The 26,513-nt window shown below is 56.4% G+C and carries 34 protein-coding genes; 12 read left to right on the plus strand and 22 right to left on the minus strand.

Going from position 1 to position 26,513, the window contains the following annotated elements:
* Positions 1-166: 166 nt before the first annotated feature.
* The 11 genes from F2P44_RS30095 to trbK all read right to left on the minus strand — a co-directional run bounded on the left by F2P44_RS30095 (position 167) and on the right by trbK (position 9,629).
* A complete protein-coding gene (locus F2P44_RS30095; RefSeq protein ID WP_054264762.1) occupies positions 167-628 on the minus strand; it encodes a hypothetical protein in 462 nt (153 codons plus the stop codon).
* A gap of 9 nt (positions 629-637) precedes the next feature.
* Positions 638-1,384 carry a hypothetical protein gene (locus tag F2P44_RS34965; RefSeq protein WP_187363480.1) on the minus strand — a complete coding sequence of 249 codons (747 nt, stop codon included), beginning with the start codon at positions 1,382-1,384 and terminating at the stop codon, positions 638-640.
* Positions 1,385-1,387: 3 nt separating this feature from the next.
* On the minus strand, positions 1,388-1,777 hold the full coding sequence (locus tag F2P44_RS30105) for a DUF4150 domain-containing protein (protein ID WP_167093050.1): 390 nt from the start codon (positions 1,775-1,777) through the stop codon (positions 1,388-1,390).
* Positions 1,767-2,864 (minus strand): hypothetical protein, encoded by a 1,098-nt coding sequence (locus tag F2P44_RS30110; protein ID WP_167093052.1) that lies wholly within the window; start codon positions 2,862-2,864, stop codon positions 1,767-1,769. The genes F2P44_RS30105 and F2P44_RS30110 overlap by 11 nt, the downstream gene beginning before the upstream one ends.
* Positions 2,861-3,940: a DUF2169 family type VI secretion system accessory protein gene (locus F2P44_RS30115; protein WP_167093054.1), complete on the minus strand. Its 1,080-nt coding sequence runs from the start codon at positions 3,938-3,940 to the stop codon at positions 2,861-2,863. Before F2P44_RS30115 ends, F2P44_RS30110 begins: the two co-directional genes overlap by 4 nt.
* A gap of 10 nt (positions 3,941-3,950) precedes the next feature.
* The gene (locus F2P44_RS30120) at positions 3,951-4,496 is read right to left on the minus strand and encodes a DUF6484 domain-containing protein (RefSeq protein ID WP_054264758.1); all 546 of its coding nucleotides are present in this window, start codon (positions 4,494-4,496) and stop codon (positions 3,951-3,953) included.
* A complete protein-coding gene (locus F2P44_RS30125) occupies positions 4,493-5,782 on the minus strand; it encodes a hypothetical protein (RefSeq protein ID WP_054264757.1) in 1,290 nt (429 codons plus the stop codon). Before F2P44_RS30125 ends, F2P44_RS30120 begins: the two co-directional genes overlap by 4 nt.
* Positions 5,783-5,792: 10 nt before the next feature.
* Positions 5,793-8,054 (minus strand): type VI secretion system Vgr family protein, encoded by a 2,262-nt coding sequence (locus tag F2P44_RS30130; RefSeq protein WP_054264756.1) that lies wholly within the window; start codon positions 8,052-8,054, stop codon positions 5,793-5,795.
* Between the two features lie 211 nt (positions 8,055-8,265).
* A complete protein-coding gene (locus F2P44_RS30135; protein WP_167093056.1) occupies positions 8,266-8,553 on the minus strand; it encodes a type II toxin-antitoxin system RelE/ParE family toxin in 288 nt (95 codons plus the stop codon).
* 9 nt (positions 8,554-8,562) lie between these two features.
* Entirely contained in the window at positions 8,563-8,991 is a 429-nt protein-coding gene (locus F2P44_RS30140) for an antitoxin PaaA2 family protein (RefSeq protein ID WP_167093058.1), read from the minus strand.
* A gap of 233 nt (positions 8,992-9,224) precedes the next feature.
* Positions 9,225-9,629: an entry exclusion lipoprotein TrbK gene (trbK, locus tag F2P44_RS36695; protein WP_167093060.1), complete on the minus strand. Its 405-nt coding sequence runs from the start codon at positions 9,627-9,629 to the stop codon at positions 9,225-9,227.
* Positions 9,630-11,090: 1,461 nt separating this feature from the next.
* Here trbK and F2P44_RS30150 point away from each other — a divergent pair.
* From F2P44_RS30150 to F2P44_RS30160, 3 genes are read left to right on the plus strand one after another with little or no spacing between them, the layout of a single operon-like run.
* Entirely contained in the window at positions 11,091-12,062 is a 972-nt protein-coding gene (locus F2P44_RS30150; protein WP_167093062.1) for a DNA-binding protein, read from the plus strand.
* A 6-nt stretch (positions 12,063-12,068) separates the two neighbouring features.
* On the plus strand, positions 12,069-12,989 hold the full coding sequence (locus F2P44_RS30155; protein ID WP_167093064.1) for a site-specific integrase: 921 nt from the start codon (positions 12,069-12,071) through the stop codon (positions 12,987-12,989).
* A 35-nt stretch (positions 12,990-13,024) separates the two neighbouring features.
* A complete protein-coding gene (locus tag F2P44_RS30160) occupies positions 13,025-13,246 on the plus strand; it encodes a tyrosine-type recombinase/integrase (RefSeq protein WP_229423840.1) in 222 nt (73 codons plus the stop codon).
* A gap of 20 nt (positions 13,247-13,266) precedes the next feature.
* Here F2P44_RS30160 and F2P44_RS30165 read toward each other — a convergent pair whose 3' ends face one another.
* From F2P44_RS30165 to F2P44_RS30200, 8 genes are all read right to left on the minus strand, one after another.
* Complete coding sequence (locus F2P44_RS30165; RefSeq protein WP_167093068.1) at positions 13,267-13,680, minus strand: hypothetical protein; 414 nt, start codon at positions 13,678-13,680, stop codon at positions 13,267-13,269.
* Positions 13,681-14,466: 786 nt separating this feature from the next.
* The gene (locus tag F2P44_RS30170; RefSeq protein ID WP_167093070.1) at positions 14,467-15,534 is read right to left on the minus strand and encodes a ParB/RepB/Spo0J family partition protein; all 1,068 of its coding nucleotides are present in this window, start codon (positions 15,532-15,534) and stop codon (positions 14,467-14,469) included.
* Between the two features lie 2 nt (positions 15,535-15,536).
* A complete protein-coding gene (locus F2P44_RS30175) occupies positions 15,537-16,745 on the minus strand; it encodes a ParA family protein (RefSeq protein WP_167093072.1) in 1,209 nt (402 codons plus the stop codon).
* A gap of 135 nt (positions 16,746-16,880) precedes the next feature.
* Positions 16,881-17,252: a hypothetical protein gene (locus tag F2P44_RS30180; RefSeq protein WP_167093074.1), complete on the minus strand. Its 372-nt coding sequence runs from the start codon at positions 17,250-17,252 to the stop codon at positions 16,881-16,883.
* On the minus strand, positions 17,249-17,821 hold the full coding sequence (locus F2P44_RS30185; RefSeq protein ID WP_167093076.1) for a hypothetical protein: 573 nt from the start codon (positions 17,819-17,821) through the stop codon (positions 17,249-17,251). The genes F2P44_RS30180 and F2P44_RS30185 overlap by 4 nt, the downstream gene beginning before the upstream one ends.
* The gene (locus tag F2P44_RS30190; RefSeq protein ID WP_167093078.1) at positions 17,784-18,020 is read right to left on the minus strand and encodes a hypothetical protein; all 237 of its coding nucleotides are present in this window, start codon (positions 18,018-18,020) and stop codon (positions 17,784-17,786) included. The genes F2P44_RS30185 and F2P44_RS30190 overlap by 38 nt, the downstream gene beginning before the upstream one ends.
* Before the next feature lie 84 nt (positions 18,021-18,104).
* Positions 18,105-18,371, minus strand: coding sequence for a hypothetical protein (locus tag F2P44_RS30195; protein ID WP_167093080.1), 267 nt, complete (start codon positions 18,369-18,371; stop codon positions 18,105-18,107).
* Between the two features lie 7 nt (positions 18,372-18,378).
* Positions 18,379-18,564 carry a hypothetical protein gene (locus F2P44_RS30200; protein WP_167093081.1) on the minus strand — a complete coding sequence of 62 codons (186 nt, stop codon included), beginning with the start codon at positions 18,562-18,564 and terminating at the stop codon, positions 18,379-18,381.
* Between the two features lie 202 nt (positions 18,565-18,766).
* Between F2P44_RS30200 and F2P44_RS30205 the strand changes: the two genes are divergently transcribed.
* Positions 18,767-19,768 carry a response regulator gene (locus F2P44_RS30205; RefSeq protein ID WP_167093082.1) on the plus strand — a complete coding sequence of 334 codons (1,002 nt, stop codon included), beginning with the start codon at positions 18,767-18,769 and terminating at the stop codon, positions 19,766-19,768.
* On the opposite strand, the gene F2P44_RS30210 is transcribed toward F2P44_RS30205, so the two are convergent.
* Positions 19,769-20,902, minus strand: a complete 1,134-nt coding sequence (locus tag F2P44_RS30210) for a DUF4902 domain-containing protein (protein ID WP_167093083.1) — start codon at positions 20,900-20,902, stop codon at positions 19,769-19,771.
* Between the two features lie 395 nt (positions 20,903-21,297).
* On the opposite strand from F2P44_RS30210, the gene F2P44_RS30215 reads away from it, so the two are divergent.
* Positions 21,298-21,519 (plus strand): hypothetical protein, encoded by a 222-nt coding sequence (locus tag F2P44_RS30215; protein ID WP_166899316.1) that lies wholly within the window; start codon positions 21,298-21,300, stop codon positions 21,517-21,519.
* Here the strand turns inward: F2P44_RS30215 and F2P44_RS30220 are convergent.
* A complete protein-coding gene (locus tag F2P44_RS30220) occupies positions 21,516-22,067 on the minus strand; it encodes a helix-turn-helix domain-containing protein (protein ID WP_167093084.1) in 552 nt (183 codons plus the stop codon). The genes F2P44_RS30215 and F2P44_RS30220 overlap by 4 nt on opposite strands.
* Before the next feature lie 160 nt (positions 22,068-22,227).
* Between F2P44_RS30220 and F2P44_RS30225 the strand changes: the two genes are divergently transcribed.
* The 7 genes from F2P44_RS30225 (at position 22,228) to F2P44_RS30255 (ending at position 25,738) form a co-directional block, all read left to right on the plus strand.
* Positions 22,228-22,539, plus strand: coding sequence for a hypothetical protein (locus F2P44_RS30225; protein WP_167093085.1), 312 nt, complete (start codon positions 22,228-22,230; stop codon positions 22,537-22,539).
* A 118-nt stretch (positions 22,540-22,657) separates the two neighbouring features.
* On the plus strand, positions 22,658-23,152 hold the full coding sequence (locus tag F2P44_RS30230; RefSeq protein WP_167093086.1) for a hypothetical protein: 495 nt from the start codon (positions 22,658-22,660) through the stop codon (positions 23,150-23,152).
* A 117-nt stretch (positions 23,153-23,269) separates the two neighbouring features.
* Positions 23,270-24,217, plus strand: coding sequence for a helix-turn-helix domain-containing protein (locus F2P44_RS30235; protein ID WP_167093087.1), 948 nt, complete (start codon positions 23,270-23,272; stop codon positions 24,215-24,217).
* Positions 24,214-24,486: a helix-turn-helix domain-containing protein gene (locus tag F2P44_RS30240; protein WP_167093088.1), complete on the plus strand. Its 273-nt coding sequence runs from the start codon at positions 24,214-24,216 to the stop codon at positions 24,484-24,486. Before F2P44_RS30235 ends, F2P44_RS30240 begins: the two co-directional genes overlap by 4 nt.
* Before the next feature lie 88 nt (positions 24,487-24,574).
* Positions 24,575-24,838 (plus strand): hypothetical protein, encoded by a 264-nt coding sequence (locus F2P44_RS30245; protein ID WP_167093089.1) that lies wholly within the window; start codon positions 24,575-24,577, stop codon positions 24,836-24,838.
* Positions 24,838-25,398 carry a hypothetical protein gene (locus F2P44_RS30250; RefSeq protein WP_167093090.1) on the plus strand — a complete coding sequence of 187 codons (561 nt, stop codon included), beginning with the start codon at positions 24,838-24,840 and terminating at the stop codon, positions 25,396-25,398. The genes F2P44_RS30245 and F2P44_RS30250 overlap by 1 nt, the downstream gene beginning before the upstream one ends.
* Positions 25,385-25,738 carry a hypothetical protein gene (locus tag F2P44_RS30255; protein ID WP_167093091.1) on the plus strand — a complete coding sequence of 118 codons (354 nt, stop codon included), beginning with the start codon at positions 25,385-25,387 and terminating at the stop codon, positions 25,736-25,738. The genes F2P44_RS30250 and F2P44_RS30255 overlap by 14 nt, the downstream gene beginning before the upstream one ends.
* A gap of 86 nt (positions 25,739-25,824) precedes the next feature.
* On the opposite strand, the gene F2P44_RS30260 is transcribed toward F2P44_RS30255, so the two are convergent.
* Positions 25,825-26,334, minus strand: coding sequence for a hypothetical protein (locus F2P44_RS30260; RefSeq protein WP_167093092.1), 510 nt, complete (start codon positions 26,332-26,334; stop codon positions 25,825-25,827).
* Between the last annotated feature and the right edge of the window lie 179 nt (positions 26,335-26,513).

The raw sequence follows: 26,513 nt of genomic DNA on the forward strand, positions 1-26,513 counted from the left end.
ACTGCACAAATTTTCGCCATCGTCAACCATGCCTTCGCACGCTGATAGAACGGAGACGATTTTTGGAAACTCAATTTCCCCAGGCGTCAATCCAGATTTAGCGTTGCCTGCATCTGAGTATGGCAAGAATTCAAAAATGTAATATCGCGCATACTGCATCCTGCCCCTATTTTTTTCGTAAGCGAAAGGGCTTCATTTCTTGGAGGCTTTCATCGTGGAAACCCCGTTCAAATAAGGTCACAGCTTTTTGGGACTCATCGTTGTCATGAAAACCCGTTAGCGTCAGCCCGAGGTTAAGAAAAATGACAAAGCCGAGGAGCAGTTGGGGGTTCCCATCGGCTGCGATCAGCTTTTGCAATACAATATTTGGATCTTCAGTAAAAAGAGAAATTTCGTTATATTTCGTGCCTTTCATTTGCCGTCCAAATCCAAAATGGATTGCTCTTTCTGGCTCGGCAGAATATGCAACATTCATAAATAATCTAAATTCCTCCCGTTGCTGGAAGTAATCCATATCGACAATATCGGGCAATCCAAAAATAGCCTCGATTTCTTTTGGAGTCATCCCAAATCTGGCGTTATTAACCCCTGAATAGGACGTCAAATCAAATATATCATTCTCAGTCATGATTAATTCTCACTTTAAAAGTTTATGCTTTTTCAGGCACTCGTAATATTCTCGCATTTCTTTGACGGCTTCGTCGTATTTTCCAGGTTGACCTATTTTTCCACATACCTTGCCAATATCGCAAATTTCCATATCCATCGCATCATCCCATTTTCCTTTCGCGATCAGATCGCGAATGATAGCTCGGTATTTTATGGAGCCGGCCCTTTTGCCGTTGCTTGATGTTAGATGATGATCCGCTGGATCCATTTGAATCGCAGGGCCATCCGCTGGTTTAAGCGGACTTGAATCCTTCGCCGGCGCGTGATGCGAATCTTTACCATCGTTAAGCGGCCTACTTGTTTTATTATGCGATCCGCCGCGATAGTCACCCTTACCGCTCCCTAGCCGCAAATGGTCGCACGGCCCAGGTTTTTTCTTCTTACCTTTATGCGATTGCGGACGTGTGTTGGCCTTCGACGTACCCTTTGGGGCTGCCTTTGTGCCTGCTTTCGGCGCTGCTTTCTTTGCTGCTTTCTTTGCTGCCTCAGCCGCAGCTTTCTTAGCAGCCTCCACCGCAGCTTTCTTGGCACCCTCAGCCGCAGCTTTCTTGGCAACCTCCGCCGCAGCTTTCTTAGCGGCCTCTGCAGCAAGTTTTTTAGCGGCTTCTGTAGCGGCTTTTTTCGCTGCCTCTTTCAACACTTGCCGCAGTGCCGCTCGTGCTGCAACCATCGCGCCAATTTCAATTAATCCCAGAACGATAACAGGAATAGGCATATACTATCCGTGATTGTTCGTCGTTAAATCGTTGTCGCGACAAACGTTATAGCCTTCGATGAATACATTCATGGACCAGGACCGGAAGTAGCATTTTCCTTTGATCACCCCTGTAATCGCCCCTTTTTTGAACTGCTGAGTTGCTGGCTCGTTTCCTGTACTTACCCTTAAAAAGGATTTATTTCTTTGCATGACTTCCTTGCCGCCGATAAAAACAGTCCGTGATCCATTGCTCGTGTCTTTCGCTTGGGCACTGTTAGGGTAGGGAATTGGAACGCCTACCTTTGCTGGGTAAGGCGGGCTAAAGCAGACATCAGGAAAGTTGGCGGCGGTGATGCTATCGCCCGCCTTTGCCACTACTTCGTGCCCATTCGCGTAGACTTCATGTGACATTGGCCACTCCTTCATTAATAAGATCGTTTATGGGGTCTTGAGCGAGCGATGCCGCTGTATAAGCCTTGCTGTATTGGAACGCCAAGATGGATGCTGTCCTTCGGCCATCGTCGTCGCTAGTGAGTAACAATGCAGTATTGCCCGGCAGATAAAATTGGCGTTTGGCGTCAAGCAGCCAAGCGATTTGGATGCATCCAATCACGCTGCCGGTTTCACCCACCGATTCGGCGGGCAACCACAGTAGCGCTTCAATTCGGGCTCGTGCCTGAGCCAATGCAAGTTCTTCAAAGTAGTAGTCTTCCCCGCTAACATCGGATAAGCAGATAGCAAGATCGTCAGGGTGCGCATCCGCTTTCTTCGCTGCGGATTTGATGGCTGCAGCGAGGCCGTTGGCGCGCAGGGGAAGATCGGCGGCGAACGTGGCCTCCTCTGTCGTACTGGCAAGTGCGAAAACCACTAACTCAACATCGGCTTGGATGTCCGAACGCGTCACCAGCAGAGCGCCGGCGGCCTCCCCAGGGATGAAGCCGGCACGCACCTCCGTCGCCATCATCCTGTCGCTTGCCAGATTGGCAGCGACGGTGCCGTAATTGAGAAAGGTGTCGGCGGCGACGATCATTACTGCGGGGTATGAGCTGCCTGACAGCATCCTGCTAGCGCGTGTCAGCGCAAGTGCCACCGCGCTTTTGCCTGCGGCGATAATCGCCGATTCGGCATGAAATCCGTGAGAAAAATGGTTCGCCAAGGCGCCGAACAGTGCGCTGTCGAGGTCGACCAAGCGCCCCGCGCGGCCCGGTTCGGCAACGCAGAGCAGCAGCGGAATGTCGATGAGATTGCGTCCCGGCTGCGCCCCCAAGGTTTGGGCAATGGCCGAAGCGGCCATTGCGGCTAGCTTAGCAATGCCGGATTGGTCGAAGTCCGCCATTAGCACTGGCGCGCCGACCAGTGGCTCGGCGTCATAATCGATGTCGTCAAGCTCAACAAAATTATTCAGTCTGCAACGCAATGCCGCACACGTGGAATTTGTATCCAACCCAACACTAGTCACTAAGCCAGCGCAGCTGATCGCGATTTGTAGAGTTTTCATAGTCCGTGCACCGCGCTATGACTGGCGGTGTGCTGGCTGGTTTCGATGAGGGGTGCGATGATTTCTACAAGGTCAATCTCTTCGGATGATCGTCGTAGCCGTAAGGAGATGCGCCAAGTCACACTAAAGCGCTGCTGGTCAGGTTCGATGAGCAATGTATCGGCCCGCGCGGTCGCGCTTGTGACGTCACCTTGCTTGGGGTGAAATCGCACCCTCACCATCAGGTTGGGCAAGGTGAAGTCCAGACGGCCAGATGGCGTCAAGGCTGGATGAGTCAGATTGAACAAGGTAACTCGTTCACCCGCAGTCAAAACTGGCAGTTGCTGATCTTCTGGCGCGGCCTGAAAATATCGCTCGTCGAAATCAGCGGGAAGGAAAGGAAAGGTATCTTCCTCCCATGCAGCGTCGTAAGTGCCCGCGTACTGCGCACGCTGCGGCCAACTGCGTCCGACCGGCCCAAAACTCATCGGTGTGTAGTGTCGTCTGGGGGATCTGATCGGTGCGCCTGCTGCCTCTGTCTGCGGCATCGGCATACCATCGAATGAGCCCCGTTCCGGGTTTTTTTGAAAGCCTATGCCAACCGGGTTTTGTAAAAAAACGGCAGGGTTATCGGTGTGAACCGGACTGTATTTATAACCGCCGAATGCCACGTCATAAGATATTGCCTGGCTGGTAAACGGCGCGGGATCACCGGGACTGACGCCGAATAGGCCACCGACCCAGGTGCGTTTTCCAGTGACGTAAAATGCTTTATTCAATTTCCCTACTTTGAGTCCAACAGCAACGCGCTCTGTCGGGATTCCCTGCGGCGCGTAGGCCGTTCCCAACAGAAGAACATCGCACTGCGGCTTGTTCAGCACGTAATCACACTCGTACTCAGGAGCGGACCAGCCTAGCTCGCCAGTCGCGCTGTCGGCCACCCACAAGGGCAACTGGGTCTCCATTAACTGTGCTTTTTCATCACGCAGTGGCAGGACGTAGGTGCCTTTAATGATGACTACCAAATGCTTGCGCCCACTCTTATCCGTGGTGGTCGTATAGTCGGCCACATACGCCGTGCGATTGATGATATGCATTAGACGTTTGTCAGTTCAGCGAGACTGAACTGCCTTTAATCCGATTCTGGCCGGCAGCGCGTGAAAGCAAATTGTCACCGCGAATTTCCACATTGCCATCAACATCCAGTGTGATACTGGCGCGACCACACTTTAAAGTCAGTTTCCGGCTAGCCATCAATGTCACCTCGTTATCATTGGTGATTACCTGAAGCGCGCCACTGGACAGTATCGAAACGTTCTCGGATGCGGTCACATCGGCTTGTAGTGCACTTCCAAACAGGCGTCCCATGATGACCGGCTTGGTGAGGTCGCTACCCTCAAATAAGATCGCCACGCTCGTTCCGATATCAGCTATCGTCAGTGGGACTAAAGCGCGCGCCATGAGAGGCTCACGGCACGGGTTGCCACCGAAGTCAACCATGCAAGCCAGTTCCTCCGTGAGGCCGGTGAGCGTACCAATCACCAGGCCAGCGACTGTGGGCGCCGCGCTGGCAATGCATGGGTGTTTGGTTGATGTCGACGGAATGTCAGGGGCGACGATATTCTTTACGCGGGTTGATTTCGTGGCAGTCATATTGTCTTTCCCTTAAGTTGTTGCAAACGCAGCCATTGTATGGAACTGTGGGCATGGAGGGGTACGAGCATGTCCCCTGGCCGTGACAGCGTACGGTGAATAAGCGCTAATTCACGCTGTGCCTGCTCACCGCCAAGCAGAATGTCATCTAGCCGTTGAGCGTTAATTTTTTCACCCAGGAGCAGGCGATGCTCTTTGCTGAAATCGTCCTGGCAAGCAGCCCACCAGTTCGCCGCTTGATCTGCATCAGGATAGGGGTACATCTGCTGGGTCAAGGTCAGCTCGCCATCGTCGAAAAAGGGCGGTGGATCGATGACCGCCTGTGCCATTTCGAAGTCAAGCCCTGTAATTAAACGAAAGGCTTCCCCTGCGTAACTAGCCAATGCAGGAATCCGCATCTTTTCGATCAGGTACGGCGCGTAGCCACAGTGTCCGCTCCAGCCGGTTGCCTGCACCAACAAAGAGGGTTTGATCGACGATGAAATTGACTGTAGATAATCGATCAATTCGTCCTGTGGCAACGCCACGCATAACAGCTGCAGCGCCGTGCCGTTGTTGGTGGCCCCGCTCTCGGCAACGGATCTTAATGTAGCAATCGAGCTCGGGTTAGCGCCACCGAGCAAGACCGTAGACCACGATGCCCAGTAGCGAACAGCGCCGTTCGTGTCCTGATCTTGGCTTGCCCAGTCCCTGATCGCGGGAAGCAGGTCAACTCTGCCGCATTCTCCTGCCGTTCTTAACGCTCGCGCCAGCAACGGCGTTGCTGGCCCGTTGACGAGGTTCGCGAGGTGCGAGGCACCACTCTTTCCGTGCGTATGGCACTGGGAGAATGCAGCATCCTGAATGCGTGGATCGGAGTGGCCCAGACAGGAAAGCAGGGTCGCGCTGACGAGCGGTTCGCGGCTCCACGAAAACAATCCTTCCAGCGCCTGCGGCATGCCTGGCAAAGCTTGGGTATGCTCAAGTGCACGGTCGAGGATTGACTCTTCGCCACTGCGGGCGGCGAGGGCCAATGCTACGAAAATATCCGCTGACACATCCGGCGCGTCCCCCAAAACGGTTTGCTCCACAAACTTGCGGCCAGATAGCCCCGACTGCTCCAAGCCATCGAGAAAAGCATCAATCGACTCGTCGAAATCGATCACCTCTTCAAGGCGAGTGCGCGGGTTTTCGATATATGCGGAGTGACGCCGCCACCAACGGGTCGCTATTTCTTCGGCATAGCGACGTACAACCAAGGGAATCGCGTTTCCTGACTCCGTCTCCGGTTCATACTGACTAATCATAAAAGTGCTTCTAGTTATTGTATATTTTCTTGCCTTTGATCGTGACGTCGCCGGTCGCCGTCACGTTGATCTTGCTACCGTTTATTACGATGCTACCATCTGCTTTCATCACTAGACTTGCCTTGCCGACAGTGATCGACAACTCCTCACCGGCAGTGACATCGATCTTCGTCCCCGCACCAATCGAAATGCTTTTACCGACCTGGGTAGTCTGATTCACTCCCACAATAGTCGCCATGATCATGCCAACATTCAGGTTGTAACCAAGTCCAACGTTTTCCATGCGCCCCATGCCCACGTTCTGCATGTAGGCCATGCCGATGGTCTCGGTCTTGAACTTGGTCACGTTGATCGACCAGTTTTTTCCGATAGTGTCCTTCTCGTTCTTCACGACCGACTTGGTGCGGTTGCCACCGATATCGATGGTTTCGTTTTTGCCCACGTCCTCAGAGCGGTTGTCGCCGATGCTGATTTTCTCATTGTGATCCACGCGCTCGACGCGATTGTTATGGATCGTGATAGTCTCGTTGTTGTCGACAGTTTCGGTGCGATCATGATGCACCGTAATTGTCTCGTCACGATTGACCGTCTCGGTCCTGTCCCGCTTGACGAGCGTGGTCTCGTCCCTGTCGATCGTTTTTCGCCGGTCGTTGCCGACCCACTTGTCCTCGTCGTGCTCAACTTCGGTCAGTTGATCTTTTTCCGCATGCAGCCAGAGCTGCTCACTACCTTTTTTGTCCTCAAAGCGCAGCGCATTGGCGTTGTCGTAGCTACCGCCCGGCGTAGAACGCGAGAGGATGCCACTTTGCGTCTTGTTGGCCGGCAGTGTCCACGGCGGCATCGTGTCCGCATTCGGCACCATGCCGGTGATGATCGGACGGTTTGGATTCCCGTCTATGAATTGCACAAGAACTTCTCCGTTGATTCGCGGAATCGCGGTCATACCAAAGTTAGCGCCGGCCCACGGGGTGGCCACCCGAAGCCACGCCGAACTCTTTTCGTCGTTGGTGCCGGCCCGGTCCCAATGGAACTGCACGCGCACGCGCCCAAACTCGTCGGTGTGAATCTCTTCTCCAGCCGGCCCGACCACGGTCGCGGTCTGGATGCCGTGGATTTTCGTCTCCACGCTGTTATGGTCGCGCCCGGAACGATAAGGAATGATCTTGCGGATCGCGCGCAGTCGATTTTGGTAGTGGGATTCGGCAGTGTTTTTGACGTGATAGTTGTTCGAGGCATTGTGAACTACTTCAAGAATCAAAAACTCACGCGCTTGGGCGTCGTTACCGGTCGCGCTGGCGTCAAAGTGGTCGGCGAGTCTGAACCACCGCCCCGGAAGGACGCTGCGGTTATTCCCGGAACCTTCAAACTGCTTGCCAGCGGCCTCGAATTCTTCCATCCGCAACTGTGCCAGGGAGCGCCCCCCACCCGTGAAGCCGTATGCCCCGGTGTATTCGTACGATTCGATGCTCGGTACGTTGCCCTGCTGACTCACTGTCGGCAGCGAAGTGTGAACAGGAGTAGGTGATTTGAAGTCAAAAGATGCGAGCGCTACTGCGCCCTGCATGATTTGCCTTGAAGGTGACCACTCGCCCAAGCCGTCCTCCTCTGCCTCGCCGCCATGACGTTGGAACCGGATCGAAGGATCGCCGTCGATTGGCTCCACGCTGGTCGTGTCATCCGACAGCACCAGCTTGTGGCCGTTCTCCGAGTGTTCAAACCAATACACGATACCGTTGCCGACCCAGCGCCGTTCAAGAAAATTGCGGTCACTCTCGTCAAACTGGCAGCAGTCCGTAAGCACCTCGGTCGCACCACTCACCCGCCAGTCCCACTCGGCCAGACTGCCATAGTCGCCGAAGATGCTGGCGGTCTGCTGGTACATCGTCGTGTAGTGGAAGAGGTAATTATCCTTCCGCATCGCCAGGTACTTGTACCAAGGACCGAGTAAGGCTTCGTAATACGACACCCCGCCATCGGCGGTTTTGAGGGAAAAACTGAAGACGATCCCGGTGAAGTAGCGCAGCGTGCCATCCCGGCGAACCAACTGTACACACAGCATCTTTCCCTGCATATCCTTGAGCGGGATGTCGGGATTGTCAGACAGCAGTTCGACGCGGAACTCGAAGGGCTTTGACAAGCTCTCGAATGCTTCCAGCTTGTTGACGAGCAACTGACCAGAAGGGGCGTCCTGGTTTGGAAATGACAAGCGCAATAGGCGATTGTGCTGACGGTCTCCAACGAGATCACGTAAGACGGTCAAAGCTCTACTCATGCTTTATTCCAATATCACAAGTTAACGGGGGAAGGGCTTAAACCGGCCATTTGTTCTATTGGGGGTGGCTTCGGCAGATACCTTATTTTACCATAGTTAGCAGTAATACAATATATAAATGCAATATTTGTTGCTTTTCAGAGTTGAAATTGAATGGATTTTTACTCCTGAGGGAGAATAGGGAAAACGGAAAAACGGCCAAAATATTCCGCTAGGCGGATGCCGGTGGCCACTGCTGCGCCGTGTGCTTTACGCGCAGGATCTCGACCTTCTTGGCCAGCACGCGGTAGATCACGATATAGCTTTCATGGGCCACCAGCTCGTGGGTGCCGCGCTTGCGGCCGGCGCGGCCGAGGTTCGGATGCGCAGCGAGGGGCATCACCTTGCCCTCGATGAGGTCAATCATTTTCTCCGCACTGGCGGGGCTGTCCCTGGCGATATGCTGGGCGATTTTGATGAGGTCGTTGATGGCTTGTTTTTTCCAGTGGATGACGTGCATGCGCTTCCCTTACGTCAGTTTTATTGCTGCGCGCACCTGGCGCATCGCCTCGTCGTGCGGGATGGTTGGGCTGGTGTCGTCGAGCGCTTCCTGAACCTCGGCCTTGAGCCACTTCGTGTAGGCAGCCGCGGCGTGCGCATCCTTCATCGCGGCGGCGCGATCGGGGCGCCTGGTGGCGGTGATGCTGCGCGGGTCGTAGTTCACGGCATCGACGTCGAAGCGTGCGATGCCGACGCCTTTCAGGTATTCCACGAGCGTTTCCAGCTTGCGGAAGATCCGGACCTGCTGGCTGCGCTGGGCCGCCAGGGCGCGCTCGGTCATGCCGTATTTAACTAGAATGCCCCAGCCGCCGGCCTGGCCGACCGCGTGGGCGCTGCGCACAACGCCGGCCTCGGCCAGCTTGATGAGGGTGGTGTGGTCGATGGTGTCGGTGGTCATGCTTTTCTCCCAGGTTTTGCGAAACATCCAATCATTGAATTATCCGCAAATTATAGAAGATTGCAAGCTAAGAGATGGATGGCCGCGCCGTCGACTAGACATAACGCTGCTTGCGCGAACATGGCGCACAGGGCGCGATGGCACGCACAACCGGGGGAAGCGGTCTTAGCGTCGCAGCGCCTAGTCATTTTCCTTCGGTTTAGCACGACGTCCGTCGGGGAGGGAAATTCGATTCACCAGGTGCGTGTCTTAGGCGTTGGCTTGAAAGTACCGCGCCGAATACATGCTGCTGCCATATCCTCTCGCACCGCCTTGTCATGAATCGCTTTCAAGGCCTCCGTTTTGCAAGTGTCATCCGGAGGGGGCAATGAGGTGACGGAGGGCGCAGGTGGCGCTCCTACATATACAGGTTTCCCGCGCCCCAGCGCCGCGGCAGCGGCCTGCCCTGCACTGACGCAATCGGGCGAATTCGTCGTTGTCGCTACGTCGACCTGGCATTCCTTCAGCTTGGCTGTTCGCTCCACCGGGTGGTCCAGCCAATACTGCGCGTTGCGCCCGCTGTCGGCACTAGCTGTGCCGACAGCGGCGGAGAGTGCCACAGCCAGGAGCGATTTCGCCAACATTTTGAATTGTTTCATAATTACCCCATGGTTTCGTTCATGATCAGGTACACAAGCCTTTTCCTCGAACACTTTGAATCGTTTATTGGTGGTACGTTTTTGTCACCTCTCGACTACAACGTCGGCACTTGCTATACTCCCAGCGCAGTCCATCTCCAGAGTGATAGCCCTCGCCTGTACATATGTCGTCGTGCCGGAAGAGACACATCGGTAACGTGATAATCCTAAATATCAAATTCAGCATACTTTGCTCCACCCAAAAATTTCAGCCAAGCGTTAACGCAGCCCGCAGCGAATTTCCGCGAACGAACCACCGTCGCCAAATTGCGGCTCGCCAATTCATGTTTTTTGTACGCCTTGATTGCGTTCCCCCGCGCTGCTGCGTCGAATACCAACGCATTGGACTTACGCTACGTCAGATACGGCGCAGGGCCCATGCGGAAAACCCTGCCGCTCTACACCATAATTCGACTTGCTCGATGCTGGGCGCGAATGAGGAGTGCAGATAAAAACTGATTTTATAGGTATCATAAAACCAACCACCGCTCGGAACGGGTACGTGTTGGAGGTGGATGTATGACAGGTTGCTGAGATCGACCATTGTTGTGAACGTTTCTAGCGCACTTCGGTTTCCGACTACAAATATTTCGTATGTAAAATACATAAAAAAAATAATCACAAGCAAAACGCAATTTTAGTACGCAGTCAAATTATTGCGCGCACTCTATCCTTTATGCATTTTTTTCCAAAAATAAGTATTTTAAATGAGAAAAATATCTTTACATGGAAATAGTGAAATCGTCGGGGCTGAGGCCGGCAACCAACCGGCTCCTGTCACCGCAGGTATTTTATTCGCCCGGCGATTAAATAGTGCTGCTTTGGCTGCGGGGATCCCCACTTCCGCCACCCAGTTTGCACGAGGATTTAACTTGCGTGCTCATGGCGTAACTGTGACTACGCACGGCGCGCGTAAGTGGCTTCGCGGAGAATCGATACCCACCCAAGGTCGTATCCAGATACTTGCGGACTGGACTGGAGTAAGCGCCGCCTGGCTCCGATTTGGCGAGGGTGACCGTTGTGGTAGTTCGCCGCTTATGCAGGACTGTAAAGCGCTCAGTTCTAAGTCACAGGCGTTAATAAATGATTTCCTTCTCCTTCCGAAGGAAAGTCAGGCGGTCGTGCGAGGATTGATTGACGTTCTTCTTCAGGCGTCGGTTTCCGGTCAAAAGTAGTGCGGAACGCGACTCATGGCCGTTGCCTTAGTCAGCGTTGGGCACTGCACCATATCGTTGACTTGGCGGTATTTTTTGATCGAACGCGTGATTAGATCCCTAATCACGCGTTGAGGGACACCCGCCATATCTCGGGTAAACCGCGCTACACTTGCTGCTCAAGAAAGGTATAAGGGGCGCTTGTTCTTCGGTGATTCATATCATATCATTCGTATCATATCGTATCATTACAAGCGGAGAGCAAACGATGGGTAGAGAAGCGAGCATCACACTGGCCCAGGTGGCCGCCATCGCGGACGCGATGGTTGCGGCCGGAAGCACCCCAGCCTTGCGCACTGTGCGCGAGCGACTTGGAAACATGGGGAGCCTGGGCACCATCAGCAAGCTGTTGCAGCAATGGCGCGCTGATCGGGAAAAGAAGATCGCCAGCGCATTGACCTTGCCGGCGGGAGTGCAGCGCGCCATCCTGGAATTCATGGGTCAGGAACTGTCCAGCGCGAAAGCGGCGTTGGAAACAGAACTGGCTGAACAACAGCAGGAGGCGGCCGATCTCGCCACCGAGAATGAGCGCCAGGCTGCAGAGATCGAGGGCCAGGTCGACGCGCTGACAGCGCTCCAGGTGGAACTGGCTACGGTCCAGGGCAAAGCCGGTCAATTGGAACTCGACTGGCAGGCCGGCCAGGTCGAAATGGATCGCGAGCGCAAGGCGGCCGAGTCGGCGCGAACCGAACTGGCCAAGGCCCAGTTGCGCCTCGAGGCGATGCCGCGGCTGGAAGCGGATCTCGGCGCGGCGCGCGAGGAACTGGCCGTCGAACGCACGGCCCGCGTGGCGGCCGAGCAAGCGGCAGCGGTCACCGTAGCCAAGTTCGATGCAAGCGAGCGTCGCGCCGGCGAGATCGAGGCGCGCGAGCTGGCAGCCGTTGCCCATATCGCGGAACTGGAGCGGATGGCGCAGCAAGCGGCGCGCGAGCTGGCGTCGGCCAACATGGCTGTACAGGCCAGCCAGGCGCGGTTGGAAAGCGCAGCACGCGAGCTGGAGCAGGCGCGCGCTCTGGTGAGCACCGCCCGCAATGAGTCCAAGCGCGCCAGCGAGGAAGCGGCCGAGCTACGCGGCCAGATGCGTGCCGATACGCTCGCCACTCAGGATGGTGCCAAGCGCGCCGGCGAGAACCGCGAACCTGGCGAGCCTCGCGCAAAAACCCCGCCGTCCAAAAAGTAAGCACCTATGTCGATCCCCCTGCCCGCCCCCGCGCAGGGGGGTGACATCGAATCTGTTTTACTCGTGCCAGTGCCCCATCGGCCGCTCGCCGCCGGCGGCGCCCCTCCCTTCCCCTCCGGGTCGCTGACCCGCGCCATCAATGACGAAGAGCTGATTGCGCTTTGGCTACGCCGGCCGAATCTGTCGCCGCGCACCGTACGCAACTGCCGCAAGGAGGCCGACCGGTTTTTGTTCTGGATACGCGTTCACGGCAAGCAGCTCGCCGACGTACGCTACGAGGACCTGCTGGCCTTCGCCGCGTTCATCACCGATCCGCAGCCGGCCGACCAGTGGATCGCCACGACGCGCTTTGCACGCGCCGACCCGCGCTGGCGACCGTTTTGCGGCCCACTGGCCGACGTCTCCCAGCTGCAGGCGCTGACCGTCATCAAGAGCTTGTTTCGATGGGCTTACGCCGCCGAGTATTTGCAGGCGAACCCGGCCCAGCTGCTTACCGGCATGCGGGTGGTCGGCAGCGAAGCCATCGAGCGCCACCTGCCCCCGGCCGCAATCTCTCTGCTGCTCGAAGCGGCCGACGTCCTGCAGGACGCTACGCCAGGCGCCGCCTTGCGGCGCGCCCGCGCGCGCTTCCTGGTGCAGGCCTACTACCTCACTGCCGTGCGCCTGAATGAACTCGTCGGCGCGGACATGCGCAGTATCCGGCGCGACGACAGCGGGGCATGGTGGCTGCATGTCCTGGGTAAGGGTAGTAGGCGCGGAAAGTCCCTGTCCCCCCATCCTTGCTCGCCGAATTCCGCCAATACCGGCAAGCGTTCGGCCTGGCCGCGCTGCCGGCACCAGGCGAAACGATATCGCTCGTGCTGGCGAGCCGCAGCCCCCAGCGCGGCGCCAGCCACTACGCTGTCGCCGCCGCCCTCAAGGCCGTAATCCGCCGCGCACACGCCCTTGCCGTGGAAGCCGGCATGCCCGAGATCGCGGATCGCCTGGCGAGCGCGTCGACGCACTGGCTGCGGCATTCCTCGCTGACGCACCAGGCCAACGGTGGCGTGCCGCTCAAGACCGTTCAGCATAATGCCCGCCACGCCTCGATCAAGACCACCGGGCGGTATCTGCACAAGGACGATGCCGAGCGCCATGCAGAAACCGTCGCGACAATGGCGATTCGCTTTCGGGACCCAGGATAGCGGTCGGGCGCGCACCGCGATCACTCGACCACTTCCTGCAGATTGCCGTTGGCGATCCCCTTGTACAAGCCCTGCATTTGCTCGCCGGCATACAGTTCGCAATTGCTGTCCCTTGTCACCTCGGCGGTGCCGTCGAAGAAGCGCACGCGCATGCCGTTGCTGACGTGGTAGTAGCGCTTGAAACGGCACTCCCTGGCGATGTTGGCCAGCTCACGTGCCGGATCTGGTTCGCATTTGCGGCGCTCCTGGGCGGCTTTGCCGGCGTAATCGACCTTCTTCGGGTTCACCAGCATGGCGTGCAGGTAGCGATAGCATCGCGCGGCATTGGCACCGATTTTATCGAGGTAGGGCTTGGCGACCAGGTACACGTCTTCGAGCTTGTAGTCGTTGCGACGAGCGACCCCGAGCAGCTTGCAAACACCAGTCGCTAGCATGCCGGTTTCCTCTGGAATTCGTGCCACTGTGGGAGGAAGGGTTGGGGGTTGCCCTTCTCGATTTTTGATCGAGATCTCCTGTAGATCTTTTTTTAAACTAAGATCAACGTATATAGCACCGTCGGACATTTCTGTCTCCTGGGCTAAAGCTGGGGCCGGTTTGCTCTTGGTCGGCAAATCGATCAGCTCGCACAAGCCCGGCGTGAAGACATAGCGCTTCGACTCGAACACCCCGTATTCCGACCGGCCTTCCGTCGCCGGAAGGACCCACTCGAATTCACGGAACGTGCGCATGGCACGCTGAACCGTTTTGTAGCTGACGCCAGCCTCATCGGCCATCTTGTCTACTCGCGCGCGAATGATCGCGGTTCCGTTAGTCGCCGAGGATCGCGTAACAAGTGTTTTGAGTACCGCCAGGGTTGCTCTCGTCAGCGCTCTGAACACTGGATGGCTTTCGACCCTGACCAGAGCGCACTGGACTGCAGTAGGAAGGTGAAGGTAGGGCCTGACAATGTCATCTAGGGTTTTTGGGTGCACGATCTCTCCTAAGCTGCCTAAAAGGGAAGCAAAAGTGTTTGACGAGTCACACCAAGGGGACTAAGATGAAGTTCTTGACGCATCACCCGTACCCTTTAGCATGATTCAATGGTCTAAAAGTAAAAAACCCCGGCTGGCAGGCTGGGGTTTTTTCATTAGAGCTTACGTTTTCATACGCTCAGCTCCGGTGAGGCTGGAATTATAAGAATCTTATACTTCCTAAGTGATTGATTTATAAGGATTTTCAATTTATGCGCCTGTCATAAGTTCATCAACTGATTTCGCCTGCTCTTGAAGCCATAGACGCAGCCGCTCCTCGAAGATCTCAATATCCATTCCTGGAATTTTGCATGAAACGGTCACGGAGCGCGGGTCGCGTTTGGTCGTGAACACTGGGCGGCCATTGCTCGTGATAGTGCGCCGGTCATCTTCCTTATGCTCTGCGCTCTGTTTGATGGATTGACGTACCCAACCCTTAAGGGCGTTTTGCTGCATTCCCTCGCCCAGTCGGGCAACGCCACGAATAATCGTATCAATGTGCGTAGGATGTTCTTTGATAAGAGCTTTGACGACTTTTGCACACTCGTATCCCATCAGCCGAGGTTTTGAATCCAATAATGAAATAATTTCGGGGGGCAGGTCAAGCATGCCCAGGCAAGCAGAAACAACAGGTTGCTTTGCTGCAAAAAAAGCTGCACAGGCGGTCTGATTAGCAACTATTCCTTTGGAGATAGCCCGGTCATACATTTTTGCCAACTCATAGGCGGAAAGATGCACATTACCGACAACCAAAAGCATTGCCTCAACTTCTGCTTCAATATCGTTGCGTACCTCAATAATTGCATCAATTTCTTCCCAGCCCAATGTCCGTGCAGCTCGAACTCGCCGATGACCGCTAATGAGTTCAAAGCGATCTCCCACCCGACGAACCTTGATAGGATCTGCCTGATGGGCGGCTGCCATAGTCTTTGCCAGTTCGTCAATTTCCTCTGGATCAATTTCGAGTCGAGGTTGGTACGGACTGTCGTCGATTAGGGGTAGTGGAATACGTGTAATTGTATAGGAGCCTTGATTAGCTGCTGCTAACTTTGCTTGTAAATCTGCAATTACAAGCTCGTACTTTTGCGCTTCCAAGCGAAAAGCGCCTAATTGACCAGGCATAGACATAGAGCGTCGTGAGCCAGATGTAGCATCGCTATCCACGGTTGACAGCGAACTGTTTGCGGTGCCGAGAACCTCATGGGCCTCACTAGGAGAGGCGACCCGCTGGATGGCAGCTGTCTTTCCAGCAAGCCGTTGTTGTAACTTACTTGCCATTTTCAATCTCCATTTTCCATTGAGCGCCGATGCCAAGCGTTCTGAATATCGCTCTCGACCTCGTCCACAACAGCGTCAAAGGATTCCAAGGCGCGATTGAAAGTTTTCACGCTGCCTTCGTAGCTCGACAGGTCATACACGGTTTTGAACTCTGCCGATGCATTCATAACAATATCAGTTTCGATAATTTCTGCTGTTGCAAGAAGTTCATGATAGGTCTGTTTGATCCAAGCCTTAACAACAGGCGTTGTCGCGGCCGACTGCTTGACTTTAGACAATACAATCTTGATAAACTCAAACTCTTTTTCAATCGACTTGCTATCGTTCAATTGTTCAAACAAGTCAGCAAACTGGCGGAAAAACTGCGTGGAAGATGCGTAATCAAGTGTCTCTGGAGGGAGCGGAACAATTAATCCATCAGTTGCCATGAACGACCCGATGGCCAGGTAAGACAGTGTTGGCGGGGTGTCGATCATGATAAAGTCATACTTGTGCCGCAGCGGCTCAAGTGCGTTGTCAAGGACTTTCCAGAACTCGAATTTCGGGTCCGCAGCCTGTTTATTAGGCAGGAAATAATCGGCGCCGAATAGAGCAGGGCACGAGGGGATGAGATCTAGGCCTGGCCAGTAGCTTGCGATCGGAGCATATTCAAGGCTAAGTTCATCGCCATACACTACGGGCATTACGGTCATATCCTCCGTAATTTCTGCGTCTGGCACGTATCCCATAAGCGTAGTAGCGCTCGCTTGCGGATCGAGGTCGATCAGTAAGCCTCTATAGCCGCGCAACGTTAATCCTTGCGCGATAGCGACTGTTTGAGTAGTCTTGCCTACGCCGCCTTTGAAATTTCCAACAGCGCATGCAATAGCCTTCATCCCAGGAGGCTTTCCCTTGAACGCGCCATTAGCCCGTACGAAGTCTTGCGCTTCGGCGACGGTAAACATCCGGCTACGCTTCGTGCCGCTTAGAGTCCCGGTCGGGTAGGTACCTTTATCGCCCCGCGTACAGAGGTAATTAAGTTGGGTGCGGTCAATTTGGCAGAGTTTGGCTAACCGACTGCTCGAAATTTCAGGCGCCATTTTTCTCGGCCACGGCTCGAGCAGGTCATCGCGAAGGTTTGTCAAAGTCACTTGCGCGCGGTCAGCGATCTCCACCAAGCCCCGAATGTTGATCCGCGACTTAACGGGCGGCAGCGGCTTCAGAGCAGTCATTCAGGTATCCTAAGTTGATTTTTCTAAGGATTCGCCAGATTTCTAAGAAACGTCGAAAATCTGGCGAATCGCGTACTGATCGAATACTAGCGCAACTTAGGGTGATTTGGAAGTTAACTGATGAATTTTGCTAAGTTAATGATCTCGTAAGACGTGATATGCCGCCTGGAGATCGTGTCGGGCACGGGCAAAGGCGGAGCGCCGTGTGGCAGGGTGTTGGTCAATCGCGGTCCGTAGATCTGTGTACCATGCATCGGTACCCAACATTCGGTAGGCTGGTTCGCCGGCGTCGCGGCCGGTGACGAACCCGGAACTGCCGCTCAGCGCAGCGAGTCGTGCAGTGTCTTCGCCGGTCTGCGTCGTCACTGCAGCCACCGCCTCCGCAAAAGCGATCACGTCCCGTTTTGAAAAGCTGTAGAGCGCCTTGGCCTTCGACTTCGCGTGCGCGTTGGCTAGATCGAGGATTGCCACCGGCGTCAACGGGCACCGCGTCGACTTGGCCGTCATGCCGGCAGCTCGGCCGATGCCACGCCAGCTGCATCTCGCTTCGCCACCCCTTCGTTCAAGAGCTGGTCGACGGCATCGAGCCAGGTTAGGCCCCGCGCAAATTCGCGGATGATCGCCCGCGTCCCCTTGGTGCGCACGACCAGGTGCGACTTGCTCACGCTGTCGGCCGGCGTCCACAGCACCGACATTGCCCACTCAAGTCGTTCCGCGTTCCGCTGCTGCGCGTGCAGGATGACTCGAATCTGGTCCAGTGTAGTGAGGGGATTGAATGCTATGTGCGGTCCGATGCCGGCCGTGGCGGCGACGCGGTCGCAGATCAGCTCAAGGTACCGTTCGGCGGTCGTTTTGCCGACCGCGGCCAGCTGGCCGCGAATGCTGCTGACACATGCCTCTGCCTGTGCTTCATTGATGCCGTCCGTTGATGCAATTGCCTCGACCAGAATGCTGGCCGCGCGGTCCATTACGGTCTGTTGAATCGCGACGCGTCCACTTAGTGCGGCGATGTGGTCGGCGGCCGCGTCGGCGGTCGGGTCATTGGCGAGGCGCAGTTGCGTGATCAAGTCGTTCATGTCGTGGTGTGTAAAGGTCGAGATAGTTGGCGATGGTGATGCCGAGATCCTTGCGGTAGCCGCCCAGGGTGAGGGCGGTCATTGCATAGCCGTCGTTGCCGACAATGGCAAGCAGCTCGCGCAGGATCTGTGCGCTATCAGGAAAATTCGCGCACGCCACGCAATGGGCGGCGTGGCGGCATGCGGGTGTAGTTTTCATATGCGCGGTTTGGTAGGGCGGGCCACGGTCGGAGGGCCAGGTTCAGCGCGGCGACGTGTGTGGCGATTCGTGCGGACAAAGCCTTTACGCTGGCGTGTCGTCAGAGGGAAATGGCGTAATAACGGCTGTCGGATCGATGGCTTTATAGGCCGCCATCAGCGATGCCGGCATGGTGCCGTCCTTGTTCGGCGTCGCGTAGAGGGCAACAGTGCCCGTGTTCGGCGTAAGCGGGATGACGAACGCGGCGATGGCGCAGATGTCGTGTTCCTTCAATAACTGTTCAATGCGTCCCCATAGTGGATCGATTTCATCCTGGAACACTTTTTGGATACCCAGATAGGTAGTCGACATATGGGCCTTACTGGGACAGCTCGGCGCGGCAGCTGAGAGGGGCGGGCGAGGAGTGCGCGACGTTGAGATAAACGACTGCGCAGACGAGCACGACCAGGGCTGCGATGTAATGGCGCTTCACAGATGGTTCCATTGGCTGGGCGCACGGCAGCAGGAAGAAATCCGTCGTGCGATTGTTGTTGAGTTTTTTCATAGGGCTCCGGGGTGCGCTTTTGGGGAAAATGGCGCCGGCACATCGCCAGCATTTTCAACATAATATTGCAATTTAGAGAGTATGTTGTAATTTTTTATTTCATCAAAAATGTGAGAATTGGTGATAAATGCTTTTATCCAACATTGGCCTTTTTTGTAACTTCATTCCGCTATATACTGAAAAGCCGCCCGAGGAGACATGCATGCCAGTCCAGTTGCCGCTTTACCGTCACCCGACAATGACGGTTGTGATTGATGATGATCGTTCTTCACTGGCCGTACTGGATTTCCACCTCGAACAAAGCCTGGCAAAGACCACCTTCAACCGGGCTCGCGCGGCACTCGACTGGGTGTCGGACATTTTCAGCAGGGTGGACCCAAGTGGACCCCAACTGTTGGGCTTTGAAGATGAGTGCGGTGAAGGGGGCACGACCGCCGAAAGCGACCTGGAGCGGATCTATCACTTTGTCGGCGATCCCCAGCGTTTTTCGCTGCCCACTGTCGTAGTGATCGATTACGCGATGCCGGACATGGATGGGCTGGAGTTTTGCGAGGCGGCCGCCGATCTGCCCTGTAAGAAAATCATGTTCACTGCTCGCGCCGACGCGAGCTTTGCCGTGGCGGCCTTTAATCGTGGCCTCATTCATCGGTTTATCCGGAAGCAGGAGCCCGACGCCCTCGACCAGCTGGAGGCGGCCATCGACGCTCTGCAGAACACCTACTTCCTCGATCAATCACGCAGCCAGGCCGGTCAGCTGGACGCCCACGAGTTTGGATTTTTGCGCGACCCGGCTGCGGCCGCCATGGTCCAGGGCCTGTGTGATCGCTACGGATTCGTTGAATACTATCTTTTTACCAATCCCCACGGCTTTCTGTTCTTTGACGCCGAAGGAGCGCCCACGCTCGTCCCGATGATGAACGCCAGAAGCCTTGAATGGCACGCCGATATCGCTGCAGAGGAGGGTGCGCCAGCGGAGCTGTCGGCCGCGCTGCGTGAGCGCCGCGTGGTGCCGTTTTTTCACACTGGCGACGGATGCTGGTCCTCCGATCTGCCAGGCGACCCGCTGAAATACTGCAAGCCACCGCAGGTCACGCGGGGCAGGGAAAACTACTACTGGGCAATGTTCGATCTGCCTGACCACTATCGCAAGCGCGAACCGTATTCGCACGCCAGGTTCCTGCGCGAGCACCTCCACCGCCCCTGATTACCGTGTAACGGGAAGCATGCCGTGCAGCTTGGCCTTGTTGATCGCATCGATGCTGGACTTGGCGTTCAATTCGACCTTGAACGACTTGATATGCCGGTCCAATGCAGACAGGCTCATCCTCATGCGGTCGGCGATCTCTTTGCGCTGCAGGCCATCGTGCATGTGAAGCAGAATCGTCCTCTCGATATCCGACAGGACCGCGCCCGCGGCGGCTTGGGCGGCGGCGGGCGCCCGCAGCTGGTGCCGCATCATGCTGTGCGCGAACCGGGCGATTTCAACCAGACTGGGCTCGATCAAGCGCAGCTCCCTTTCCGTGACAGCTTCACCTTTGCGTGACAGGACCAGCGTGGCCAGGCCGTCGTCGGACGTCATCAGCCAACCGTGCTCGATGCCTTGTTCGATAGCTGCGGTCCAGAACGCCGGATCTTCGGCGTGCCATTGCGCGGCCTGCCAGGTATGGGCGCCGCGCTGCATGTGCAGGCGTGGATCGCGCATCGCTAGTTCTTCCGTTGCATACACCTGGCGCCAGGCCGGCCGGTGATTTTCTTCAAGCACGTAGATGTTGACATCTTCCTTGCAGCGGGCGTAGGCGAGGGTCTGGTCGAAGGAGAACTTCTGCCTGGCAAGCTTGGCGATCTGCGCGAACTGGTCCGCTGGCGGGAGGCAGGCCAGCTCGCGTGCGGTCTTTCTGCCCCAAGTCGCGGTTCCATCCCGGTGAAGGGGCCGCATGGCGATAGGTATGGGACGCAACGCGGCACGCATGGACGGCAGCTGCGGATCGTTGCGCACGTCCCGCGCCTCCAGGTTGTTCACATAAGGTTGCCAGTCGAGCCGGCGTCGAAGGCGGCGCATCAGCATGCGGTAGAACGTGGGCCGGGACAGATCTTGTTTGAAAGGGGTGACAAGAACGATGTTTGTGCTTACGCCCTGCGCCGGCACGACAAAATCGTCGCGTACCTCATCGAAATACCAGTGGAAACGGACCCACACTTCGGAATCAAGTTGGCCGCGCCATTCGCTGAAGCCGGCGAGCTTGGCGGGCACGATGCGCCGGATCTCGCGCAGCAAGGTGTCGTCGGCCTGTATGAGCGTGGCAAGGTGCGCGACCGCGCGCAGCTGGGCCGTGGTCATTCTCACTTCGGGAAACGGGGTGCTACAAGCCATTTAATTCCGCATTGCAATAAGCGGTGGCAAGTGTAGCGCAGATTGTTAATCTTAGCTATTGGGCAAAGTTGAGGGCCGCGTCCCAGGGCCTGGCCGCTTCGGCAGGCGCTACTTCACAAAGGCCGCCCCTTCTCCGCAGTGAGCGATGCCAGTCTGCGGGCAATAAAAATTAACAAAATGCAATAGTTGATAGCCGCACAATTTGATGTGCTGCTCAACTTACAGCTGATAGTTTACTGTCAAACGTAAATTATTACTTCGGCGAAAGGTGATAGTTAACTTCGGTTGCCATGAACCCTACGCTCTGGCACAGTGTCACTACAGTTTCCATGTTGTAACATTATTGTTAGCAGATTAATACCATGTCCACCCAAAGCGCCGCTCAATTGAATCTACCAGTACCAGAAGTGCCCATCGAAAACGCCTCGTCGCACCAGGCGCGCAATGTCTTGATGGGTTTGTTCGACTCCACCTCGACCGCGTCAAAAGCGTATCTGGTGAACGTCGCACGTTCGCTCGCCGTCGCAGATACCATCGCCGCCTTGTCGGCGACCATGCCACGGCGGAACGGCAATTGCGGCTAGTCCGAAGCCGCACCTTTGTCGGGTAATTTTTCTGATGACAGTTTCTCGGCATGCGTCGAGGAGATCATCATCTGGCGTTGGCCTTGCTCTGTTGACTCGCGAAAGTTTGTCAGCAGCTTGGCTTCGAGCGGCTTGACGTACATCAGGATAAGGGAATCTTCGGTTGGTGGTGGGCGTACCGTAGGCGTGCCGAATTTGAGGTATTCCGGGGTCACATTAAGGAATTCTGCCGCCAAGTCTAAGGCCCTGTCTCGCGGGAACTGGGTGCCTGTGAGCCACTTGCTGACGGCTTGCGGGACCACCTGCGCGTATCGCGCAAGCTCCGACGCGTTGCCGCCATTTTTTCGCTGCAACGCCTCCCGAAGGCGCTGGGTGCGATCAGGGGCGTCTTTTTGCACATCTGTCATTTTTATATTTTTACCAAAATAATTTCTTAAAATCACCAAATGCAATAATTTATTGTAAAATCTTGCGAAAAACTGTAATATTTTGTTAAATGATTTATTGGTGGCAATAATGTTTGAAGTCGAGAAAACTGAAACTGACATTGCGGTGCAGTCGGGTAGCACGCAGTCCGCACGCGCCAAGCTTGTTGCACGTGGCGGAAAAGTTACTCGCCCAGCTCGACACGGATATTTTCGACCATCTCATTCCTGCCTACCGCCGGTACTTTATCAATTTTTTACCCATGCAGCATAGGATTTCTCCATGCCTAACAGCCCCGCCATGGATACGGACACGTCCGATGCCGAGTTTAGCAAGACCGAACTTGCCGACTTGGCCCAAGTATCCCCGGAAATTGCCGACCAGTCACGCAAGAACTTTACGACAATCTTGCATTTTATCAATAAAACAACGGCTACCGCTATTGCTGACCGACTGGGTATGCACGAATCGTCCATTTCTCGTGCGAAATCGGGCGGGCAGCTCAATTACTGCGCGCGTTTGCTCGCAGCGGCCGGGCTCAAGGTCGTGCCCGTCGACGCCATTGTCTACGTGCAGCCGGACGAATACCGATGAAAACCTAGTGCCCCGCAGTTGACCTCCTAATCGAGGCCGCTGACATGAAGTGCGCAAGTCTGCATTTTTAGCGGACGGCGTTGTGCCGCCCCTACTGTCTGTCCGTGTGACCGGAAACATGATCTCCAATAAAGAAGACCGAATGAATGCATTTCAACACTTTGCGGCGCAGCACGCCGCGCTGCACGCCAGGCATGTGCTTGATGAACCTGCGCGGCGCGCAGGACGGCGCCCGCCCAGCGACATCGAGCGCAAGACGTTTGAGCACGTACGCGCGCACGGCGGCCGCACTGTGGCCGAGATCGCCAATGCACTCGGCGTTAAATCGCCCGAGCTGTATGCGCCCCTGCAGCGCTTGAAAACACTTGGCCAGATCAAGCCAAACGGCACGAGCGGTGCCATTACCTGGAAAGCGGCGCGACGTGGGCGGTCGGAAGTCGGATCGGCTCCGACATGTTTAGCGAGCGAACGCGGGCGTCCAAGCCTGGGCCGGTGCTCAGGCCAAAGAAATGCGCTTGCGGGAAGAACGTCTTCGCCAAGCAGCTGGCCCAGTACGGCAAATGCGTCCACTGCGTTCGCGCGGCGGTCGCGCCGAATGACATCCGATGAGTGAACCCAGCCTTCTTGGCGGCAATTGTCGCCCAAGTCGCCCAGCAGAGACTGCGTGGTCAACACCGTATCGAACCCATGACGGGCGGCGCGCCGTTCTGATGCAGCACATAGGATTCAAATGAGTATTAGTTTAATGACAGCAGCATGGAAGTCGCCGTTGCCGTCGGGGCAAAAGTTCGTGTTGATCGCGTTGTGCGATAACGCCAACGACCAGGGAGAGTGTTATCCGTCGATCGCGACGATAGCGTACAAATGCAGCATGGGCGAGCGTACCGTTCAAGGCCATATCACGGCCTTGGAAGCGCTCGGCATCCTTCGGCGCGAAATGCGGCGTGGCCGCAGCACGAATTACCGCATCTATTCGGCCCATTTCGACGCCCCCGCAGAATCTGCACCCCCGCAGAATTCGCACCCAACCCCCGCAAAATCTGCACTCCCACCCCCGCAGATTCTGCCAAAAACCCCCGCAGATCTCGCACCCATAACCATCAGTAAACCATCAATTGAATCATCAGTTAACCGGAACACGGCAACCGGTACCCGTTTGCCCAAAGATTTTGCACTTCCGAAATCATGGGGTGACTGGGCGTTGGCGAAGTTTCCGGATTGGACCGAAGACCATGTCCGCGAGGTGGCTGAGACGTTCCGGGACCACTGGGTGCCGATGGCAGGTTCCCGTGGGGTCAAGCTCGAATGGGAAGGCCCGTGGCGCAACTGGTGCCGCAATGCCCGAGGCCCGGAACGTGCGACGGGCGCTCGGGCTAGCCAAGCTTGGTGGGCGTCGGACGCCAGCGTCGCGGCCGAAGCTGCGCGGCTGGGACTGCAACCGGCGCAAGCTGGCGAGTCCGCCCTGGCGTTCAAGGGCCGGGTGCAGGCTGCGATCGACAACGGCGGGGTCCCGCCGGCACCACCGCGCCAGAGCCGCGTGGGAATCATCGATCCGACCGAGGCACTTCCCCGCGCCAAAAAAGGAATGCCGGCCGGTGCCGTGGCCGGCATGAAAGCAATTTTGAAAGCATCACGAGCACGAAAAAACCAACCTACCACCGATGAGGACGACGTATGACCACCACCACCACCGAGAGAAAATTCGTGACGATCGACGTCAACAATCCGGCCTACAACGTCGGCCTGCTGCTCGACGCTGTCATGGCGAAGCTTGGCGTCAAGAATGACGCCGCCCTGTCGCGCGAACTGGGCGTCTCCCCGACGAACGTGAGCAATATCCGGAACGTCAAGGTCGCGCTGAGTGCGGCGATGATGATCCGCATCCACGACGTAGCGGACATGTCGATCACCACGATCCGCAGCTTCCTCGTCGGCCCGACCAGGTGAGTTGCGAGTTTTGCGTGGCGCTGTCGGGGCGCTTCAATGCCCACCGGGAATGCTGCCAAATCCGCCTTTTGGCGGAGCCCCCCAGCACGTGCGCCAAGTCGCTTATGACCAGGTCAGGCGGGAGGACGGCGAAACAGCGTTGGCCGGAGTCAAGGCGAAACTGCGTGCGGAAGTGCAACGTCAGCGCGAGCTGGCCTACACGCAAATAGAAAATCATCTCAACCAGGAGGCCGCCAAAGGACAGGCGGCCGCAACAGCACTGCTTACGAAAATGAAAGCCGAGAAGATGAACGTAGCACCGCGAGAGCGCGCGAATGTGCGCCGGCAGGGTTCTTTGCTGGAGCACGCATAATGGCCGGCAAACACGGATCGCCGAAGCGTCGCGTCAAGGCATATCGCGAGAAGAAGTGTGCCGTCGGCGGCGGCCTGCAGGTGATCGCTGCCGGCGTATCCCGGCATGACGTGCGCATGATGAATGCGCTGCCGATCGAGGGGGAAGAGGCGACCCTCATCTGCGTAAAATATTGGCGTGCGTTCGAGGATATCAAGCTGGGTGATGCAACCGAGACGTCGTATGTCTATCTCTGCACGGCCATGAACATTACGCTCTGTCTTGCCGAAACGGGCATTGGCGAAGAGTACGTTCCGGAAATGATACCGGCCCTGGAGGCGATGGCGTGGGCGGCGGAACGGGGCGCGAGGACCGGCCAGTACCGGCTCGATGGGCCGGGCATGGACGCGGTGAGCAATGCGCTGGCGATTCACGAGGCGCAGTGCGCCGTTGCGACCCGCCACGACCTGTTCGCTGCCGAAACGATGATCGCCGCGCGGATCGCCGCCGGCCAGGTCCACCAGACACCGGCCAAAACCCACCGGCGAGCGCCTGCAGGAGCTAGGTATGAAATTTCCTGAGAAAAATTCACGCAGCGAGCAGATCCTGACAGCGTTCCTCAAGGGGCCAATGACGATCTATCAGGGCGCCGAGGTGCATGGGGATTTCGTCACGCGCAAGCTCCCGGCCGGCATCGACCACTGCAAGATGGTCGAGCTTTACTGCGATCTGGTCGAACGCGGCTGTCTGATTCGCGAGGGGATCAAATACAAACTGACGACACGCGCCCGGCACCAGCTCGAAAAGGAGAGCGCACCAGAAGCGCCGCGCTCGATCGTCCCGCCGCGCGTGCGCAACTTCTTTGCCAAGCCTCTGTTCCTTGGCTATTCGCCGGCGTTTCCGTGGCGCCGCGCGCTTTAAGGGCCGGGCACAGAATTTGAAAAAAATAGTACGTTAAGGTGACAGCACCGCCGTCCGACCGTTCGGTTTTGCCCGACAATGGCCTGTCACGACTCGTACGAATCGGACCATGCTTGATGTTCTTCTAGCCACTCGTCGAGTTCAGATGTATCCAACCCCGAGAGCAATGCTCCTAACTTCACCTCACCCTTTGCCAAGGCAAGGACGGCCAGAATTGCTCGAATGGTGAGGCTGTCTGTGCTCGAACTCAAGTCCATAACCGCAACTTGGTACGCTCGAACCCAGGCTTCGTCGTAACTCGATTGTAGCCACGCCGGGATGGGCGGATTTCCTTTTCGATGGCGATCAACTTCAATGATCGCCAACAAACTATAAAAGTTCCAGTCTCTGGACCCCGCCATCCCGGCAATTCTTACGAGTTGCGGGACCGCAGCATAAGATGCCTCCCCGATGTCGCCCTGGTGATGAAGTTCGTTCCATAGTTCTTCCCAAACGTCATTGCCGCCCTGCATCGACCGAAGCGCTACTGAGACATCATATGGAACCCCATACCCGCCGTGCAGTTCCTTCCATCTTGTGTCGTCGAGGCTAAGCATCGTCTTTTTCTATCCTTTCATTTATCGATGGGGATGTCCGCTTTTGGCCGAAGGACTAAACCGCTCGCGCGGTAGTCGGACTTCGATGCAGCCTGTGGTCCCGCCACAGCCGGGTTTCTGCTGCAAGATTGTAGCTGTTTCCTATGTTGGTTAGTGAGGCAATCGGCCTCATTCCAACA

Source organism: Massilia frigida (assembly GCF_011682175.1).
Taxonomy (GTDB): domain Bacteria; phylum Pseudomonadota; class Gammaproteobacteria; order Burkholderiales; family Burkholderiaceae_D; genus Telluria_A; species Telluria_A frigida.